14 protein-coding genes are annotated in these 15,230 nt (G+C 71.5%); 4 read left to right on the top strand and 10 right to left on the bottom strand.

The window, feature by feature from the left end; all coding sequences use genetic code 11:
• Window positions 1-2: 2 nt before the first annotated feature.
• The 8 genes from ACGFNN_RS01715 to iolC all read right to left on the bottom strand — a co-directional run bounded on the left by ACGFNN_RS01715 (window position 3) and on the right by iolC (window position 8,703).
• The gene (locus ACGFNN_RS01715; RefSeq protein WP_393551885.1) at window positions 3-605 is read right to left on the bottom strand and encodes a DUF4291 domain-containing protein; all 603 of its coding nucleotides are present in this window, start codon (window positions 603-605) and stop codon (window positions 3-5) included.
• Between the two features lie 137 nt (window positions 606-742).
• Window positions 743-1,837, bottom strand: coding sequence for a peptidoglycan-binding protein (locus ACGFNN_RS01710; protein ID WP_393551883.1), 1,095 nt, complete (start codon window positions 1,835-1,837; stop codon window positions 743-745).
• 279 nt (window positions 1,838-2,116) lie between these two features.
• Window positions 2,117-3,616: a CoA-acylating methylmalonate-semialdehyde dehydrogenase gene (locus ACGFNN_RS01705; RefSeq protein ID WP_393551882.1), complete on the bottom strand. Its 1,500-nt coding sequence runs from the start codon at window positions 3,614-3,616 to the stop codon at window positions 2,117-2,119.
• A 13-nt stretch (window positions 3,617-3,629) separates the two neighbouring features.
• Window positions 3,630-5,528, bottom strand: coding sequence for a 3D-(3,5/4)-trihydroxycyclohexane-1,2-dione acylhydrolase (decyclizing) (gene iolD, locus ACGFNN_RS01700; protein ID WP_393551881.1), 1,899 nt, complete (start codon window positions 5,526-5,528; stop codon window positions 3,630-3,632).
• The gene (gene iolB / locus ACGFNN_RS01695; RefSeq protein WP_393551879.1) at window positions 5,525-6,541 is read right to left on the bottom strand and encodes a 5-deoxy-glucuronate isomerase; all 1,017 of its coding nucleotides are present in this window, start codon (window positions 6,539-6,541) and stop codon (window positions 5,525-5,527) included. The genes iolD and iolB overlap by 4 nt, the downstream gene beginning before the upstream one ends.
• A gap of 31 nt (window positions 6,542-6,572) precedes the next feature.
• Entirely contained in the window at window positions 6,573-7,463 is an 891-nt protein-coding gene (locus tag ACGFNN_RS01690) for a deoxyribose-phosphate aldolase (RefSeq protein WP_362664174.1), read from the bottom strand.
• Window positions 7,460-7,600 carry a hypothetical protein gene (locus ACGFNN_RS01685; protein ID WP_393551877.1) on the bottom strand — a complete coding sequence of 47 codons (141 nt, stop codon included), beginning with the start codon at window positions 7,598-7,600 and terminating at the stop codon, window positions 7,460-7,462. Before ACGFNN_RS01685 ends, ACGFNN_RS01690 begins: the two co-directional genes overlap by 4 nt.
• Window positions 7,597-8,703 carry a 5-dehydro-2-deoxygluconokinase gene (gene iolC, locus ACGFNN_RS01680; RefSeq protein ID WP_393551876.1) on the bottom strand — a complete coding sequence of 369 codons (1,107 nt, stop codon included), beginning with the start codon at window positions 8,701-8,703 and terminating at the stop codon, window positions 7,597-7,599. The genes ACGFNN_RS01685 and iolC overlap by 4 nt, the downstream gene beginning before the upstream one ends.
• Before the next feature lie 244 nt (window positions 8,704-8,947).
• Between iolC and ACGFNN_RS01675 the strand changes: the two genes are divergently transcribed.
• Together ACGFNN_RS01675 and ACGFNN_RS01670 are read left to right on the top strand one after the other, a co-directional pair.
• A complete protein-coding gene (locus tag ACGFNN_RS01675) occupies window positions 8,948-9,874 on the top strand; it encodes a sugar phosphate isomerase/epimerase family protein (RefSeq protein WP_393551874.1) in 927 nt (308 codons plus the stop codon).
• A gap of 254 nt (window positions 9,875-10,128) precedes the next feature.
• The gene (locus ACGFNN_RS01670) at window positions 10,129-10,320 is read left to right on the top strand and encodes a MerR family transcriptional regulator (protein ID WP_362664170.1); all 192 of its coding nucleotides are present in this window, start codon (window positions 10,129-10,131) and stop codon (window positions 10,318-10,320) included.
• 71 nt (window positions 10,321-10,391) lie between these two features.
• Here ACGFNN_RS01670 and ACGFNN_RS01665 read toward each other — a convergent pair whose 3' ends face one another.
• Together ACGFNN_RS01665 and ACGFNN_RS01660 are read right to left on the bottom strand one after the other, a co-directional pair.
• Window positions 10,392-11,444, bottom strand: coding sequence for a zinc-dependent alcohol dehydrogenase family protein (locus tag ACGFNN_RS01665; RefSeq protein WP_393551872.1), 1,053 nt, complete (start codon window positions 11,442-11,444; stop codon window positions 10,392-10,394).
• A 132-nt stretch (window positions 11,445-11,576) separates the two neighbouring features.
• A complete protein-coding gene (locus tag ACGFNN_RS01660) occupies window positions 11,577-13,832 on the bottom strand; it encodes an MMPL family transporter (RefSeq protein WP_393551870.1) in 2,256 nt (751 codons plus the stop codon).
• Window positions 13,833-13,990: 158 nt separating this feature from the next.
• Between ACGFNN_RS01660 and ACGFNN_RS01655 the strand changes: the two genes are divergently transcribed.
• Both ACGFNN_RS01655 and ACGFNN_RS01650 read left to right on the top strand, forming a co-directional pair.
• Window positions 13,991-14,824, top strand: coding sequence for a TetR/AcrR family transcriptional regulator (locus ACGFNN_RS01655; RefSeq protein WP_393551868.1), 834 nt, complete (start codon window positions 13,991-13,993; stop codon window positions 14,822-14,824).
• Between the two features lie 86 nt (window positions 14,825-14,910).
• On the top strand, window positions 14,911-15,216 hold the full coding sequence (locus tag ACGFNN_RS01650; RefSeq protein WP_393551866.1) for a heavy-metal-associated domain-containing protein: 306 nt from the start codon (window positions 14,911-14,913) through the stop codon (window positions 15,214-15,216).
• Window positions 15,217-15,230 lie beyond the last annotated feature (14 nt).

Here is a 15,230-nt window from a genome sequence, read left to right as displayed (position 1 = left end):
GCTCACCTGTCGGCCGGCACCGGCGGTACGACGCCCGTCAGGGGCTCCTCGACGGGTAGGAGTGCCGTGGCGCGGTCCCTCTCCCCCGACCTGACGAGCCGGTGGACCTCGTGCGCGAGCGGGGTGACGTCGGCGACGGAGACGAGCCACTCGTCCGCGTACCGCCTGGCGGCCTCGCCGCCCAGCCCGAGCTGGAGCGACCGGTGGGGCAGCGGGTTCAGGTGGAGGTCGCGTTCCGGGTCCCACTGGACGCGGGTGGGGCTGCGGCGCAGGTTGCGCTGCCAGGTGGCCCGGTCGGGGTGCACTCCCCTTACGTAGTGGGAGAGTTCGGCGTTCTCCAGGGCCCAGCCGAAGCCCTCACGGGTGATCTCCACGGCGAGGACGGTCTCCTGGCCCTCCTTGGTGCCCCATCCGCAGCGGTACATCATCCAGAGGAAGCTCGGCTTGATCCAGGTCATGCGGTCGCGCTTCCAGGCGGGAGGGAAGCGCCCGTCGCGGGCGGCCGGGAGGCCGATGGCAGGCCGGTAGGCCTGGTAGACGGTGACCGTGGTGGCCGTGTGGTGGGCGCGGATCTCGTAACGGGGCGGCCGGATCTGGTCGTTCATGCGCCCAGGGTGCGGGACCGGGGCGCATGGCGGCACCTGGTTTTCGGCGCGGCAGCGCTGACGCGCGCGGAGGCCGGCGGGCCCTTCCCACCTGCGCGGAGGGAGGGACCAGCCGGCCGGGTGCCGGACCGCTCGCGTCAGCGGGTGCCGAGCAGGGAGCGCCAGGTCTGCGGGCCGACGACGCCGTCGACCTGAAGCTTGTGGTTCTTCTGGAAGGCGACCACCGCAGACTTCGTCCTCGCGCCGAACGCGCCGTCGACCACGAGGCCGTAGCCGTAGACGTTCAGCTGAGTCTGCGCGGCCTTCACCGCCTGCCCGGACGAACCCGACTTCACCACCTTGGTCAGCTTGGACCAGGTGTTCGGGCCGATGACTCCGTCGGCGGCCAGGGACCGGGACTTCTGGAACCTGACCACGGCGGAGCGGGTGTTCGGGCCGAAGACGCCGTCGGCGGAGACCGTGTAGCCGTGCGCGGTCAGCAACTGCTGGGCGGACCGCACGTCCGCGCCCTTGGAGCCGTTCTGGAGGACCGGCCAGGAGACGCCCGGGGACGGGACCTGCCCTCCGCCGCCGCTGCCCCCACCCAGCTTGACCGGGCGGAAGGGGTCGTAGTTGTCCTTGCCGATCCCGTACGTGAGCTTCCGGTGGGTCGTGCCGTACGTGCCGCGCTGCTCGTACGCCCAGTAGGAACTGTGCGCCGTGTTCGCCCACTTCTCGAAGATCACCACGTGGCGGAAGTCGCCGTCCGTAGTGCTGTAGTCGATCAGCAGGTCCCCCTTCTTCAGTTGACCCGTGCCGCTGAGCCGCTTGGTGACGCCGTTCCGCGAGTCGGCCAGCCCGACGGTGTTCAGACCGGGCTTCCCCATTCCGAGCGCCATGGAGACGAAGCCGGAGCAGTCCTGGCGGTATCCGTCCTTCCAGTTGCGCTCCATGCTGTACGGGACCGGGCCGCCGTTGTTCGCCGTGAGCCAGACACGCGCCCGGTTGATCATCGTGTCGGGCGAGAGCGTGGCGGTGGCCATGGTGGACAGCCCGCCGGTCTGCGTGACGAGCGGACTGTCGGCCTCGGGCTCGGGCCCGTAGTCCGCCTGCCGAGCGGCGGCCGTCGCCTGCTCCGAGGAGTCGCTGTCGGCGAGTGCCGGTACGACGATGATTGCTGCCGCGAAGCTCCCGGCGGTGACGCCGAGGAGTGTGATCCGTGCGCGGCGCGAGAGTCGACTGCGAAGAGACATGGTTCCCCCGTTTGTTGTGGCACATCGGTGTGGCACGACGACCCGAGTGGGCCGACCAGGCTCAGAACGCTTGCCGTGCATCGGGAGTCGCCTGCGACCCCTGACGGGACATCACGATGGCAAACTTTGCTTCCTGGGCCCAGGGGTGTACGGAAGCCGCATCACTCAGTGACGTGACCTCGACAATGTCCGGGGTGTGTGACCGACGCCGTCGGAGCGGGACGCGCGTCCGCCGCCCCCGGGGGAGGGCGGCGGACGCGTGGGGGAGGGCTGCTGCGGTCAGTGGTTGCGCGGGAAGCCCAGGTCCACGCCGGTCGGGGCGTCGGCCGGGTCCGGCCAGCGGGTGGTGACGACCTTGCCGCGGGTGTAGAAGTGCACTCCGTCGTTGCCGTAGATGTGGTGGTCGCCGAAGAGGGAGTCCTTCCAGCCGCCGAAGGAGTGGTAGCCCACCGGCACCGGGATCGGGACGTTGACGCCGACCATGCCGGCCTCGATCTCCAGCTGGAAGCGGCGGGCCGCGCCGCCGTCACGGGTGAAGATCGCGGTGCCGTTGCCGAACGGCGAGGCGTTCATCAGGGCGACGCCGTCCTCGTAGGTGTCGACGCGCAGGACGCAGAGCACCGGGCCGAAGATCTCGTCGCGGTAGGCATCGGAGTCGGTGGATACGTTGTCCAGGAGGGACAGGCCGATCCAGTGGCCGTCCTCGAAGCCCTCCACGGTGTGGCCGGTGCCGTCCAGGACGACGTCTGCGCCCTGCGCGGCGGCGCCGGTGACGTAGGAGGCGACCTTGTCGCGGTGGGCGGCGGTGATCAGCGGGCCCATCTCGGAGGTGGGGTCGTTGCCGGGACCGATCTTGATCTTCTCGGCGCGCTCGCGGATCTTCGCGACCAGTTCGTCGCCGATGGCACCGACCGCGACGACGGCGGAGATGGCCATGCAGCGCTCGCCGGCGGAGCCGTACGCGGCGGAGACGGCGGCGTCGGCCGCCGCGTCGAGGTCGGCGTCGGGGAGGACCAGCATGTGGTTCTTCGCGCCGCCGAGCGCCTGTACCCGCTTGCCGTTGGCGGAGGCCGTGGCGTGGATGTACTTCGCGATGGGGGTGGAGCCGACGAAGGAGACGGCCGCCACGTCGGGGTGGGCGAGGAGCCCGTCCACCGCGACCTTGTCACCGTGGAGCACGTTCAGCACGCCGTCGGGGAGTCCCGCCTCGGCGGCCAGCTCGGCCAGCCGGTTCGCGGCCGAGGGGTCCTTCTCGCTGGGCTTCAGGACGAAGGTGTTGCCGCAGGCGATGGCCAGCGGGAACATCCACATCGGCACCATGGCCGGGAAGTTGAACGGGGTGATGCCCGCGACGACACCGAGCGGCTGGCGGATCGAGGAGACGTCGACCCGGCTGGAGACCTGGGTCGACAGCTCGCCCTTGAGCTGGGTGGTGATGCCGCAGGCCAGCTCGACGATCTCCAGACCGCGGGCGACCTCGCCGAGCGCGTCCGAGTGCACCTTGCCGTGCTCGGCGGTGATCAGCGCGGCGATCTCGTCGCGGTGGGCGTCGAGCAGGGCGCGGTAGCGGAAGAGGACCGCGGTGCGCGCCGCGAGCGAGGAGGTGCCCCAGGTCTCGTAGGCGGCCTTCGCGGCGGTCACCGCGGCGTCGACCTCCTCGGTGGAGGCGAGCGCGACCTGGGTGGTGACGGCGCCGGTGGCGGGGTCGGTGACCTTGCCGTGGTTGCCCGAGGTGCCCTCGACGGTCTTGCCACCGATCCAGTGGTTGACGGTCTTCATGACGGGGTCTCCTTCACAGGTGGCGGCGTCGGGCTGCGATCTGCCGGTCGTACTCTTTCCTGGCCTCGACCGCGGACGTGCGGGTCGCGGTTTCGGCTACGGGAACATCCCACCACGCCTGTGCGGGAGGGGGGCCCGACACTGTGTCTGGCGTTTCGGTCTCGACGTAGACACAAGTGGGACGGTCCGCTCCCCTGGCCTCCGCCAGGGCGGAACGCAGCTCCCCCACGGTCACCGCGCGGAGCACCCGCATGCCGAGGGAGGCGGCGTTGGCGGCGAGGTCGACGGGGAGCGGGGTTCCGGTGTAGGCGCCTTCGCCGGTGCGGTGCCGGTAGGCGGTGGCGAACCGTTCGGCGCCGACGGACTCGGAGAGGCCGCCGATCGACGCGTAGCCGTGGTTCTGCAGGATGACGAGCTTGACGGGCAGCCCCTCCTGCACGGCGGTGACGATCTCGGTGGGGTTCATCAGGTACGTGCCGTCGCCGACCAGCGCCCAGACGGGCCGGTCCGGCGCCGCGAGCTGGACCCCGAGGGCCGCGGGGATCTCGTATCCCATGCAGGAGTAGCCGTACTCCACGTGGTACTGCCTCGGGGAGCGTGCCCGCCAGAGCTTGTGGAGGTCGCCGGGGAGGGATCCGGCCGCGTTGACGAGGACGTCGTCCTCGGTGACCAGTTCGTCGAGCACCCCGAGGACCTGGGTCTGAGTGGGGCGCGCGTCCGGGTCGGGGGTGGCGTACGCGGCGTCGACGCGCAGTTCCCAGCGGGACTTGGCGTCGGTGTACTCGCTCTCGTAGCCGGCCTCGACGCGGTACCCCCGCGCGCGCAGCGCCTCGCCGAGGGCCGCCAGGGAGGTGCGGGCGTCGCCTACGAGGGGCAGGGCGCCGAGCTTGTGGGCGTCGAAGCCGGCGACGTTGAGGTTGAGGAAGCGGACGGCCGGGTCGGCGAAGAGGGTGCCGGACGCGGTCGTGAAGTCCGTGTAGCGGGTGCCGACGCCGATGACCAGATCGGCCTCGCGGGCGAGCGCGTCGGCGGTGGCGGTGCCGGTGTGGCCGATCCCTCCGACGTCGGCGGGGTGGTCGTGGCGGAGCGATCCCTTGCCGGCCTGGGTGGAGGCGACGGGGATACGGGTGGCCGCGGCGAAGGCTGCCAGGGTCTCCTCGGCCGCGCTGTGGCGGACCCCTCCGCCGGCGACGATCAGCGGGCGGCGCGCGGTGCGCACGGCCCGGACGGCCCGGTCGAGTTCGTCCGGGTCAGGGGCCTGCCGGCGTACGTTCCAGACGCGTGTCGCGAAGAACTCCTCGGGCCAGTCGTACGCCTCGGCCTGTACGTCCTGGGGCAGCGCGAGGGTGACGGCGCCCGTGGCCGCCGGATCGGCGAGGGTGCGCATGGCCTGGAGGGCGGCGGGGATCAGCGCCTCGGGGCGGGTGATCCGGTCGAAGTAGCGCGAGACGGGGCGCAGGCAGTCGTTCACCGACACGTCGCCCTCGTGGGGCACTTCGAGCTGCTGGAGCACCGGGTCCGCCGGACGCGTCGCGAAGGTGTCCCCGGGGAGGAGGAGTACGGGCAGGTGGTTGACGGTGGCGAGGGCGGCGCCGGTGACCAGGTTGGTGGCGCCCGGGCCGATGGACGTGGTGACCGCGTGCGTGGACATCCGCCCCGACTGGCGGGCGTAGCCGACCGCGGCATGCACCATCGCCTGTTCGCTGCGGCCCTGGTGGAAGGGCATCGAGGACCCGGCCTGGACGAGGGCCTGGCCGATCCCGGCGACGTTGCCGTGCCCGAAGATGCCCCAGGTGGCGCTGATCAGACGGTGCCGGCGGCCGTCGCGTTCGGTGTACTGGCGGGCGAGGAAGGCGATCAGGGCCTGGGCGGTGGTGAGCCTGCGGGTGGACGCGGTGAGGGGTCCGGTCACGGGGCGTCCTCCGGGTCGTCGTGGTACGGGAGCCGGTCGTCGGGCGTGGGACGGTCGCCGTGCGCGGGACGGTGGTCGCCGTGCGCGGGACGGTGGTCGCCGTGCGTGGGATCGTCGCCGTGCGCCGGACCCTCGTGGTGCGCCGGACGGTCGTGGAGCGGGAGACGGGGGTCGACGGGCTGATCGGGCCAGGTGTCCCGGATCCAGCGGTGGTCGGGGTGGTCGCGGATCAGCCACTCCCGCTCCCCCGGGCCCGCCATCACGTTCAGGTAGTACATAGTGCGGCCGGGCGGGGCGATGGACGGGCCGTGCCACCCGTCGGGGATGAGGACGGCGTCCCCGGTGGCGACCTCGGCGAGCACGTCCGTCCCGCCGGGGCGGGACGGGGACACCCGGTGGTAGCCGAGCCCACCGTCCTCCACCTCGAAGTAGTAGATCTCCTCGAGGACGGACTCCTCGCCTGGCCGGTGCTCGTCGTGCTTGTGCGGCGGGTACGACGACCAGTTGGCGCCCGGAGTGAGGACCTCGACGGCGATCAGCCGGTCGCACTCGAACGTGTCGGCGGCGGCGAAGTTGTGCACCTCGCGCGAGCACGTGCCGGCCCCACGGAGCTCCACCGGTACCTCCGGCGCGGGGCCGTAGCGAGCGGGGAGTCGTCGCTCGCACTTCGCTCCTGCCAGGGCGAAGCGGCCTCCTGCGCCGGAGGCGATCTGGGCGCGGGCGTCGCGTGGGACATAGGCGAAATCGGTCACCGCACCGAACACGTCTTTCCTGCCCAGCAGTTCAAAGATCTCACCTGCCGTCCGCACCGTACAGGCGCCGGACAACGGCAGGACGATCCATTCGCTCTCCCCGGTTACCAGGGTGTGAACACCACCTGGCTCCAACTCCAGGACGCGCAGACTCGACCGTTCCCACCCGGCCCGCTCCGGATCGATGTCGAGGGCGTACGGGGCGCGTGACGCACGGCCCGCCTTCAGGTGGCGGCCGCGCTGCTCGTCGGACGTCGTCATGGCTCCATCCCTACCCAGCGGCCGGTTCCGCTCACAGCAGCCCGACGGCGGTGTCGACCGCGGCCGCCACGTCCCCGTCGGCCGGGTAGAGCAGCGAGCGCCCGACGACCAGGCCCTGCACGGTCGGCAGCCGCAGCGCGGAGCGCCATCGCTCGTAGGCGTCGTCCGGATCCCCCATGACCTCGCCGCCGAGGAGCACGGCGGGCAGGGTCGAGGCGCGCATCACCCGTTCCATGTCGTCGGGGTTCTCGGTGACGGGGACCTTCAGCCAGGTGTACGCGGACGTCCCGCCGAGCCCCGAGGCGATCGCGATGGACGTGGTGACGGCGGTGGCGCCCAGGTCGGTGCGCAGACCGTCGCGGGTGCGGTGGCATAGGAAGGGCTCGATGAAGACCGGCAGGCCGAGGGCCGCCATCTCGTCCACGGTGCGCGCGGCGGTGTGCAGGGTGTCCAGGGAGCCGGGGTCGTCGTGATCGATCCTCAGCAGGAGTTTGCCCGCGTCGTAGCCGTGGCGGGCGAGGTCGGCGGGGCGGTGGCCGGTGAAACGGTCGTCGAGCTCGAACGCCGCTCCGGCGAGTCCGCCCCGGTTCATCGAACCGAGGACGACCTTGTCGTCCAGCGCGCCGAGGAGCAGCAGGTCCTCGAGGACGTCGGCACCCGCCAGCACTCCGTCGACGCCGGGGCGGGCGAGAGCCACACGGAGCCGCTCCAGCAGGTCGAAGCGGTCGGCCATCGCGAGGTCGTCGTCCCCGACGGCGAGGGCGCCACGGGCCGGATGGTCGGCCGCGATGATCATCAGTCGTCCGGTGGGGCCGATAAGGGGCCGGCGTCGGCGGGCACCGGCCGCCTCGGCGACGGCCTCGGGCCGCTGGGCACGCAGGCGTACGAGATCGGCGGGGCCGGCCGCGGCAGGCCTGGTCACGGGGTTCCTTCGGCGGCGGGCCCGGTCACGGTGCGCTCGGCACCCCGCCCAGTCACTGTGCGCTCGGCCTCCGGCCGGGTCGGGGTGCGTCCGTCGACGGTCGTGGTCACGGTGTGCCCGGCAACGGGCCCGGTCATGGGGCGCCTCCCCCGGGAGGGGTGGTCACGGGGTCGCCTGCCGCGAGAGTGGGGACCACAGCCCCTTCCCTGACCGCCTGTTCGACCTCGTGCGGGTACGGCATGGCGGAGGAGCAGGCCAGCCGCGAGGCGACGATGGCGCCGGCCGCGTTGGCGTAGCGCATGATGTCGCGTGTCTTCCAGCCGGCGAGGAGACCGTGGCATAGGGCACCGCCGAAGGCGTCGCCCGCGCCCAGACCGTTGACGACCTCGACGGGCAGGGGCGGGATCTCGGCCGTCGTGCCGTCGCGGTGAACGGCGAGAACACCCGCCGGTCCCTGTTTGACGACGGCGAGTTCGGGTCCGGCGTCGAGCAGGGCGCGGGCCGCCGCGTGCGGTTCGCGCTCTCCGGTGGCGACCTCGCACTCGTCGAGGTTGCCCACGGCGACCGTCGCGTGGGCGAGCGCCTCGCGGTACAGGGCGCGCGTGGAGGGGACGCCGTTCTGGTCCCGACCGTCACCGTCCGCCGCTCCACCGCCGCGTCCCCCGACCCCGTCGCCGTCGCCGTCGCCCCAGAACATCGGCCGCCAGTCCAGGTCGAAGACGGTGGCCCGTACGGAGTCGGGGTCCGGGGTGCCCGTGCGCGCGCCGCGGACTTCGAGGGCGGCGAGGGTGGCCGAGCGGCTGGGTTCGGCGCAGAGCCCGGTGCCGGTCATCCAGAACACTCGGGCGTCCCTGATGGCGTCCAGGTCGAGTTCCCCGCTGTGGATCTCCAGATCGGGGGCCTTGGGCTGCCGGTAGAAGTAGAGCGGGAAGTCGTCGGGCGGGAAGATCTCGCAGAAGGTGACGGGGGTCGGGTACTCCGCGACCTCACTCACCCAACGGTCGTCCACCCCGAACTCCCGCAACGCCTCGTGGAGATAGTCGCCGAACCCGTCCCTGCCGGTCCGGGTGATCACCGCCGTACGCCGGCCCAGCCGGGCGGCGGCGACGGCCACGTTGGACGGTGAGCCCCCGAGGAACTTCCCGAAGGTCTCGACGCGGGCAAGCGGTACCCCGGTCTGCAGCGGGTAGATGTCCACCCCGATCCGCCCCATGGTGATCACGTCGTACGGCTCACGCATACGCATCCCTTCCACCCGGTGCTCCGGACCGGCGCATCGCCCCGGTGCCGGACGCACGGCCTGGGTACGGGTCGTCGTGTCCTGGAAACCCTCCGGTCCTGGCGGCTCCGGCCCCGCCCTTCCGAGCGGATGACGGGTCTTCCGAAGACTCTTCGTAGCCCTCGCAGGGGACCCTGTCAACACTTTGTCCGGACATTCGGACGAACCCTTGACACCCTTCCCGGAGGACTGGAGGGTGGGCGATATGACCTCCTCCGTACCATCTCCGGCCCGCATCCGCATCGGTTCGGCACCTGATTCGTGGGGTGTCTGGTTTCCCGACGATCCGCAGCAGGTTCCCTGGGAACGCTTCCTGGACGAGGTCTCCGAGGCGGGCTACGAGTGGATCGAACTGGGGCCGTACGGCTATCTGCCGACCGACCCCGCCCGCCTCGCGGAAGAGACCGCCCGCCGGAACCTCGCGGTCTCGGCAGGCACCGTCTTCACGGGATTGCACCACGGCCCGTCGGTGTGGGACCGGACCTGGCAGCATGTCGCGGACATCGCCGCACTCACCCGGGCGATGGGCGCCGGGCATCTGGTGGTGATCCCGTCCTTCTGGCGGGACGACAAGACCGGCAAGGTCCTGGAGGACCGCACGCTCACCGCGGCGCAGTGGCGCGATCTGGCGTCCCAGACGGAGCGCCTGGCCCGGGAGGTCGGCGACCGCTACGGGCTGCGGATCGTCGTACACCCGCATGCCGACACACACATCGACAGCGAGGAGAACGTCAACCGCTTCCTCGACGCCACCGACCCGGACCTCGTCTCCCTCTGCCTGGACACCGGCCACTACGCCTACTGCGGTGGGGACAGCGTGAAGCTCATCAGGACCTACGGGGAACGGATCGGCTATCTGCATCTCAAGCAGGTCGACCCGGAGGTGCTCGCCGATGTCGTGGCGAACGAGGTGCCGTTCGGTCCGGCGGTCGCTCGCGGGGTGATGTGCGAGCCGCCGGGCGGCGTACCCGCCTTGGAGCCCGTGCTCGACGCCGCGCGCGCTCTGGGCAGGGATCTGTTCGCCATCGTCGAGCAGGACATGTATCCGTGCCCGCCCGACAAGCCTCTTCCCATCGCCCGTCGCACCCGGGAGTTCCTCCGTATCTGCGGGCCCGCCCGGCCCGCCTCCTGACGCCTCAGCCCGGCGTGCCTTCCTGAGCCTCTTCAGCTCCCTTCAGCACCCGGGCGACTCGGCCCCTTCGAACCCTTCGAGCACTTCCGTCACTCCACTCCCAGGAGTCACTGGAGCCTCCGGAGTCACTCCTCCGTCACGTTTGTCCGCGTTCCGCTGGTCCTGTGTCACGGGCTCGCGACGCACCCTGCCCGGCCTGAGGCCTCGTCGTTCACCGGAGCACAGACCCACTGAGGTACGGAGAGGTGTCATCCATGACGGACGGAACACTCTGGTCCTACAAGGACATTGCCGCGCACATCCATGTCCAGCCCGACACGATCCGCTCGTACCGCAAGCACGGCCTGCTCCCTCCCCCTGACGACGTGCGGAACGGGAAGCCCTACTGGTACAAGGACACCGTCCTCGCGTGGATCGCCTCCCGCCCCAGCAACAGGGGCCGTTGAGTTCGGACACCGGCGGAACCGCGGGATGGCGGCACAGCAGGTCGGAACGCGGTGGTCGGCCGACCGACGGCTCAGGACTCCTTCGCCGGTTCGATCACGGTGACACCCGATCCCGGTGTGGTGCCCATCGCCGCCAGGGCTGCCGGGGCGGCGTCGAGGCCGATGAGAGAGGTCACCAGACGATCCGGCCGAAGTGCGCCGGCGCTGACCATGTCCATCATCGTCGGGTAGTCGTGGGCGGCCATTCCGTGGCTGCCCAGGATTTCCAGCTCCCACGCGATCACCCTCGCCATGGGCACCACGGGGTCACCGGCGGCTGACGGCAACAGCCCCACCTGGACGTGGCGGCCCTGCCGCCTCAGGCTGCGCACCGAGGCCGCGCAGGTGACCGGCGAGCCCAGTGCGTCCAGCGAAAGATGCGCGCCGCCGCCGGTCACCTCGCGTACGGCCTCGTCCGCACCGCCCGGGTGCTCCGAGGCGTCCACACAGGCGGCCGCCCCGAAGGCACGGGCGAGGTCCAGGGCTTGCGTTGAGACGTCGACCGCGACGACCCGGGCTCCGCACGCCACCGCGATCATGACGGCCGACAGCCCGACACCACCGCATCCATGGACGGCGACCCACTGCCCCGCCGCGACCCGCCCCTGCCCCACCACGGCTCGGAACGCCGTCGCGAAACGGCAGCCGAGAGCGGCGGCCGTAGCCGAGGACAGACCTTCGGGAACGCGGACCAGGTTGACGTCGGCCTCCTCGAGCGCCACGTACTCGGCGAACGAGCCCCAGTGGGTGAAGCCGGGCTGGGTCTGCCGCTCGCACACCTGCTGAGCTCCGGAGGCACACGCGGCGCACCGGCCGCAGGCACAGACGAAGGGCACGGTGACCCGGTCACCGACGCGCCAGTTACGCACGCCCGATCCCACGCCCTCGACCACCCCGGCGAGCTCGTGGCCAGGCACGTGGGGGAGGACGATGTCCGGGTCGTGCCCCATCCAGCCGTGCCAGTCACTGCGGCAGAGGCCTGTGGCCTCCACCCGGACCACGACACCTCCGGCCGGCGGAGCCGGATCAGGGAGGTCCCGAACCCTGGCCTCCAGACCGAACTCCTCGAACACCACTGCCCGCATCGGCTCCGCCTCCCTGTCCGGGTGACACCGTCCGGCCCCCGCCCGCCGGACACCGCACCTCGCGGCGCCCGGCAGGCGGATCACCCGGTCCGTCACCCGGCTTCCCTCGTCCTGCCCTTCGGTCTGGCGAATCTACGCGCCGACTGTGATCTTGTCCCGCCGCCTGCCGTCCGCCCCGGGAGCCTCCCCCTCCGCGCCCCGGCCGGCTGCGGGCCGCGCCCCGCCGCTCTCGCTCAGCCCGAACCGCTGGTGGAGGGCCCGCAGGGGCCTCGGGGCCCACCAGGTGGCCCGGCCCATCAACTTCATCGCGGCCGGAACCAGCAGGCTGCGTACCACCATGGCGTCCATCAGGACGGCCAGCGCGATGCCGAGGCCGAGCATCTTCGTGTTGGTCACGCGTGAGGCGCCGATGGCCACCATCACCACGGCCAGGATGACGGCGGCCGCGGTGATGAGCCCGCCGGTCCTGCTCAGACCGAAGGTCACGGCGTGGTCGTGGTCGCCCGTCCGGTCGTACTCCTCCTTGATGCGGGAGAGCAGGAACACCCCGTAGTCCATCGAGAGCCCGAAGGCGACGCAGAACATCAGTACGGGCAGCGTGGTCTCGATGTCGCCCGTGCTCGTGAAGGAGAGGAGCCCCGACAGGTTCCCGTCCTGGAAGACCCAGACCACCGCTCCGAACATGGCTGTCAGACTCAGTGCGTTGAGCACGACCGCCTGCAGGGGTATCAGCACGCTCCCGGTCAGGAGGAAGACCAGCAGCAGCGTCACCACGACGATGATCCCCACCGCCCAGGGCAACCTGTCCGCTATGGCCTCCTTGGAGTCGACCAGGACCGCCGCGGTGCCGGTGACCGAGGTGTCGAACGGGGCGGGCACGGCCCGCAGATCGTGCACCAGGTCCTGAGCCCCCTGCCCGAGGGGCTCGCCCTCGGGCAGTACGTCGAAGTACGCCGCATCCTCGCCCTCGACGGGGCCGTCCACCCGCTCGACCCCGGGCAGTGCGGCGATCCGTTCCCGGAAGCGGGCGTGGTCGGCTGCCCCCGCCGGCCCCTCGGCGAGCACCTCGATCCCGCCGCCCGGGCTTCCGGGGAAGCTCTCCCTCAGGTGTTCCTGGACGACGCGGGACTCGGCCGTGGGCGGCAGCTGGCGGTCGTCGGCCGTACCGAACCTGACACCGAGGAACGGGAGTCCCAGGAGCACGAGCCCGACGGTGGTGATGACGGCGAAGACCGGCGCCCTGCGCATCACGAGCAGGGAGAGGCGCGCCCATCCCTTCCCTGGGGAACCGTCCACCGGGCCCGCCCCGACCGCGTCTCCCTTACGACGCCGGAACAGCCGTCGAAGATCCAGCGCGTTGACCCGCGGGCCGAGCAGCATCAGAGCAGCGGGCAGCAGGACCAGTGCGGCCGCGGCGGCGAGCAGCACCACCGCGATACCCGCATAGGCGAAGGAGCGGAGGAAGTACTGGGGGAAGACCAGCATCGCCGCCAGCGACACCGCCACCGTCAGGGCGGAGAACAGCACCGTCCGCCCGGCGGTGCGCAAGGTCGCCCCGATCGCCGTCCTGGTGTCCGTCCCGGTGGACAGCTCCTCACGGAACCGGCGGACGATGAACAAGGCGTAGTCGATGGCGAGACCGAGCCCGAGCGCTGTGGTGAGGTTCAGGGCGAAGACCGAGACATCGGTGAACTCGGTGATGCCACGCAGGACCGCGTTGGTGCCCAGGATCGCGACGATACCGACGGCGAGCGGAAGGAGCGCGGCCACCGCGCTGCCGAAGACCATGATCAGCAACACCAGGGTCACCGGTAGCGCGATGAGCTCGGCCCTGAGAAGGTCCTCCTCGATGATGCTCTGCATCTCGTACTGCACGGCGACGCGGCCGCCGATGGACACGTCCACCGGGCCGTGGGTCCCCCTGTAGACAGGGGCTATCCGGTCGAGGATCTCTCCCGCCCTTTTCTCGTCGCCCTCGATCCGGGCGGCGACGACCGCCTCGTGTCCATCCGTGGAGCGCAGCGCGGGGGACTTCGTCGACCAGTACGACCCGACTCCCGCGACACCCGGCTCGGCCGACAGACGCCGGGCGAGGCGCTGCGCCTCGGCGGCCACCGCCGGATCGTCGACCGAGGCCGGGCCGCTGTCGACGAGCAGCAGGAGATTGGGCTGCGACGCGGGGAACTCCCGCTCCAGCACGCGGGTCGTGTACGTGGACTCGGCGTCGGGGGCCTCCCAGCCTCCGCTGCCCATCCGGTCGGCCACCCCGCTGCCGGCGAACACGGCCAGCGCGGTGACCACCAGGGCGGCGAACAGTGCGAGCCGTGGCCTCGCCGTGACGAAGCGGGTCCACCCCCCGGCGCGCTCCGGACTGTTGACATCGGACATGGTGCGGTGTCCCCTTCACCGGGACCCGGGCGCCACAGGGCAGCATGGGTCAGCCATTGCCACGTAAACTGGCAAATACGAGCTACCGCTCGCGTTTCTTCAGAATGCGAGTGACCTCTCGCGTTTGTCAACCACATCCGGAAAGCTGGGGATCGACCGTGCCGGAGGACAGAGCGGAAGAGGCCGCGACCTCACGGAGCACCGCACCGCGCGAGGACACCGGGACGAGCCCGGCGCCCGAAGCCGGGACCGGTGCCGACACCGGGACAAGTCCGGCCTCCGAACCCGGGGCAGGGGCCGAACCCGAACCCGAAGCCGGGACCGGAGCCGCCGCCAAGGCCGCGGCCACCGGCAGACCGCGCCGCCGCCAGGCGCGCGGCGAGGCCCGGATCGCGCAGCTCCTCGAGGCCGCAGCGGGCGTCTTCTGCGCCAGCGGATACAACGGCGCGAGCACCAACGCCATCGCGCGCGAGGCCGGCGTCTCACCCGGCACGCTCTACCAGTTCTTCCCGAACAAGGAAGCCATCGCGATCGAGCTCGGCGAGCGGCTCATGCACCGCTGGCAGGAGACGTACGGCGCCGCGTTCGTCGCCGACCATCTCGAACTGCCGCTCACCGAGATGCTGGACACGGTCCTCGACCCACTGATCGCCTTCAACTGCGAGAACCCTGCATTCGCGGTCCTCACCCACGGCTCCGACATCCCGGGCGTGATCAGCCACGAACACGACGCGCTCCACGCCACCATGCTCACTCGGACGGAGCGCCTCCTCGGCACCTACCTGCCGGAGCTCCCCGCGGAACTCGTGACCCGCACGGCCGAGATGGCCTTCGTCATCTTCAAGGGCGGCCTGGACCTGATCATGGAACGCGAGGGCGCCGACCGGGAGGCGTACACCCGGGAGTTGAAGACCGCGATGTACCGCTACCTGGAGCCACTCGCCCGCAACACGCCCGGCCGGGCGGCGGCCGCGGCAGCCAATACCCCCTAGGGGTATACTTCGGCGTCAGCGGGGCCGCCGGGCTTCCTGGCGCGCCCACGCACCCCGCACGCCCCCACCCCGAAGAGGAGAACGCCATGACCGCCGAGACCGACACGCCCCTCACCGCAGGTTCCTGCTGCTCGTCCACCGGCTCGCAGGGCGGAGCCGCGGACGCCGGGGCGGCCGGCGTGACCACCGTGTACGAGGTGAAGGGCATGACCTGCGGCCACTGCGAGGGGGCCGTGTCCGAGGAGATCTCGGAGATCGAGGGGGTCACTTCGGTGAAGGCCGAGGCCGCGACGGGCCGGGTCACCGTCGCCTCCGCCGCCCCCCTGACCGACGAGGCCGTACGCGCCGCCGTCGACGAAGCGGGCTACGAGCTCGTGGGCCGCCAGGCCTGACCTCACCCCCCGAA

The organism is Streptomyces sp. NPDC048590 (assembly GCF_043199535.1).
Lineage (GTDB): Bacteria > Actinomycetota > Actinomycetes > Streptomycetales > Streptomycetaceae > Streptomyces.
The sequence above is the reverse complement of the archived record's forward strand: the minus strand, read 5'-3'. Positions and strand labels throughout refer to the sequence as shown.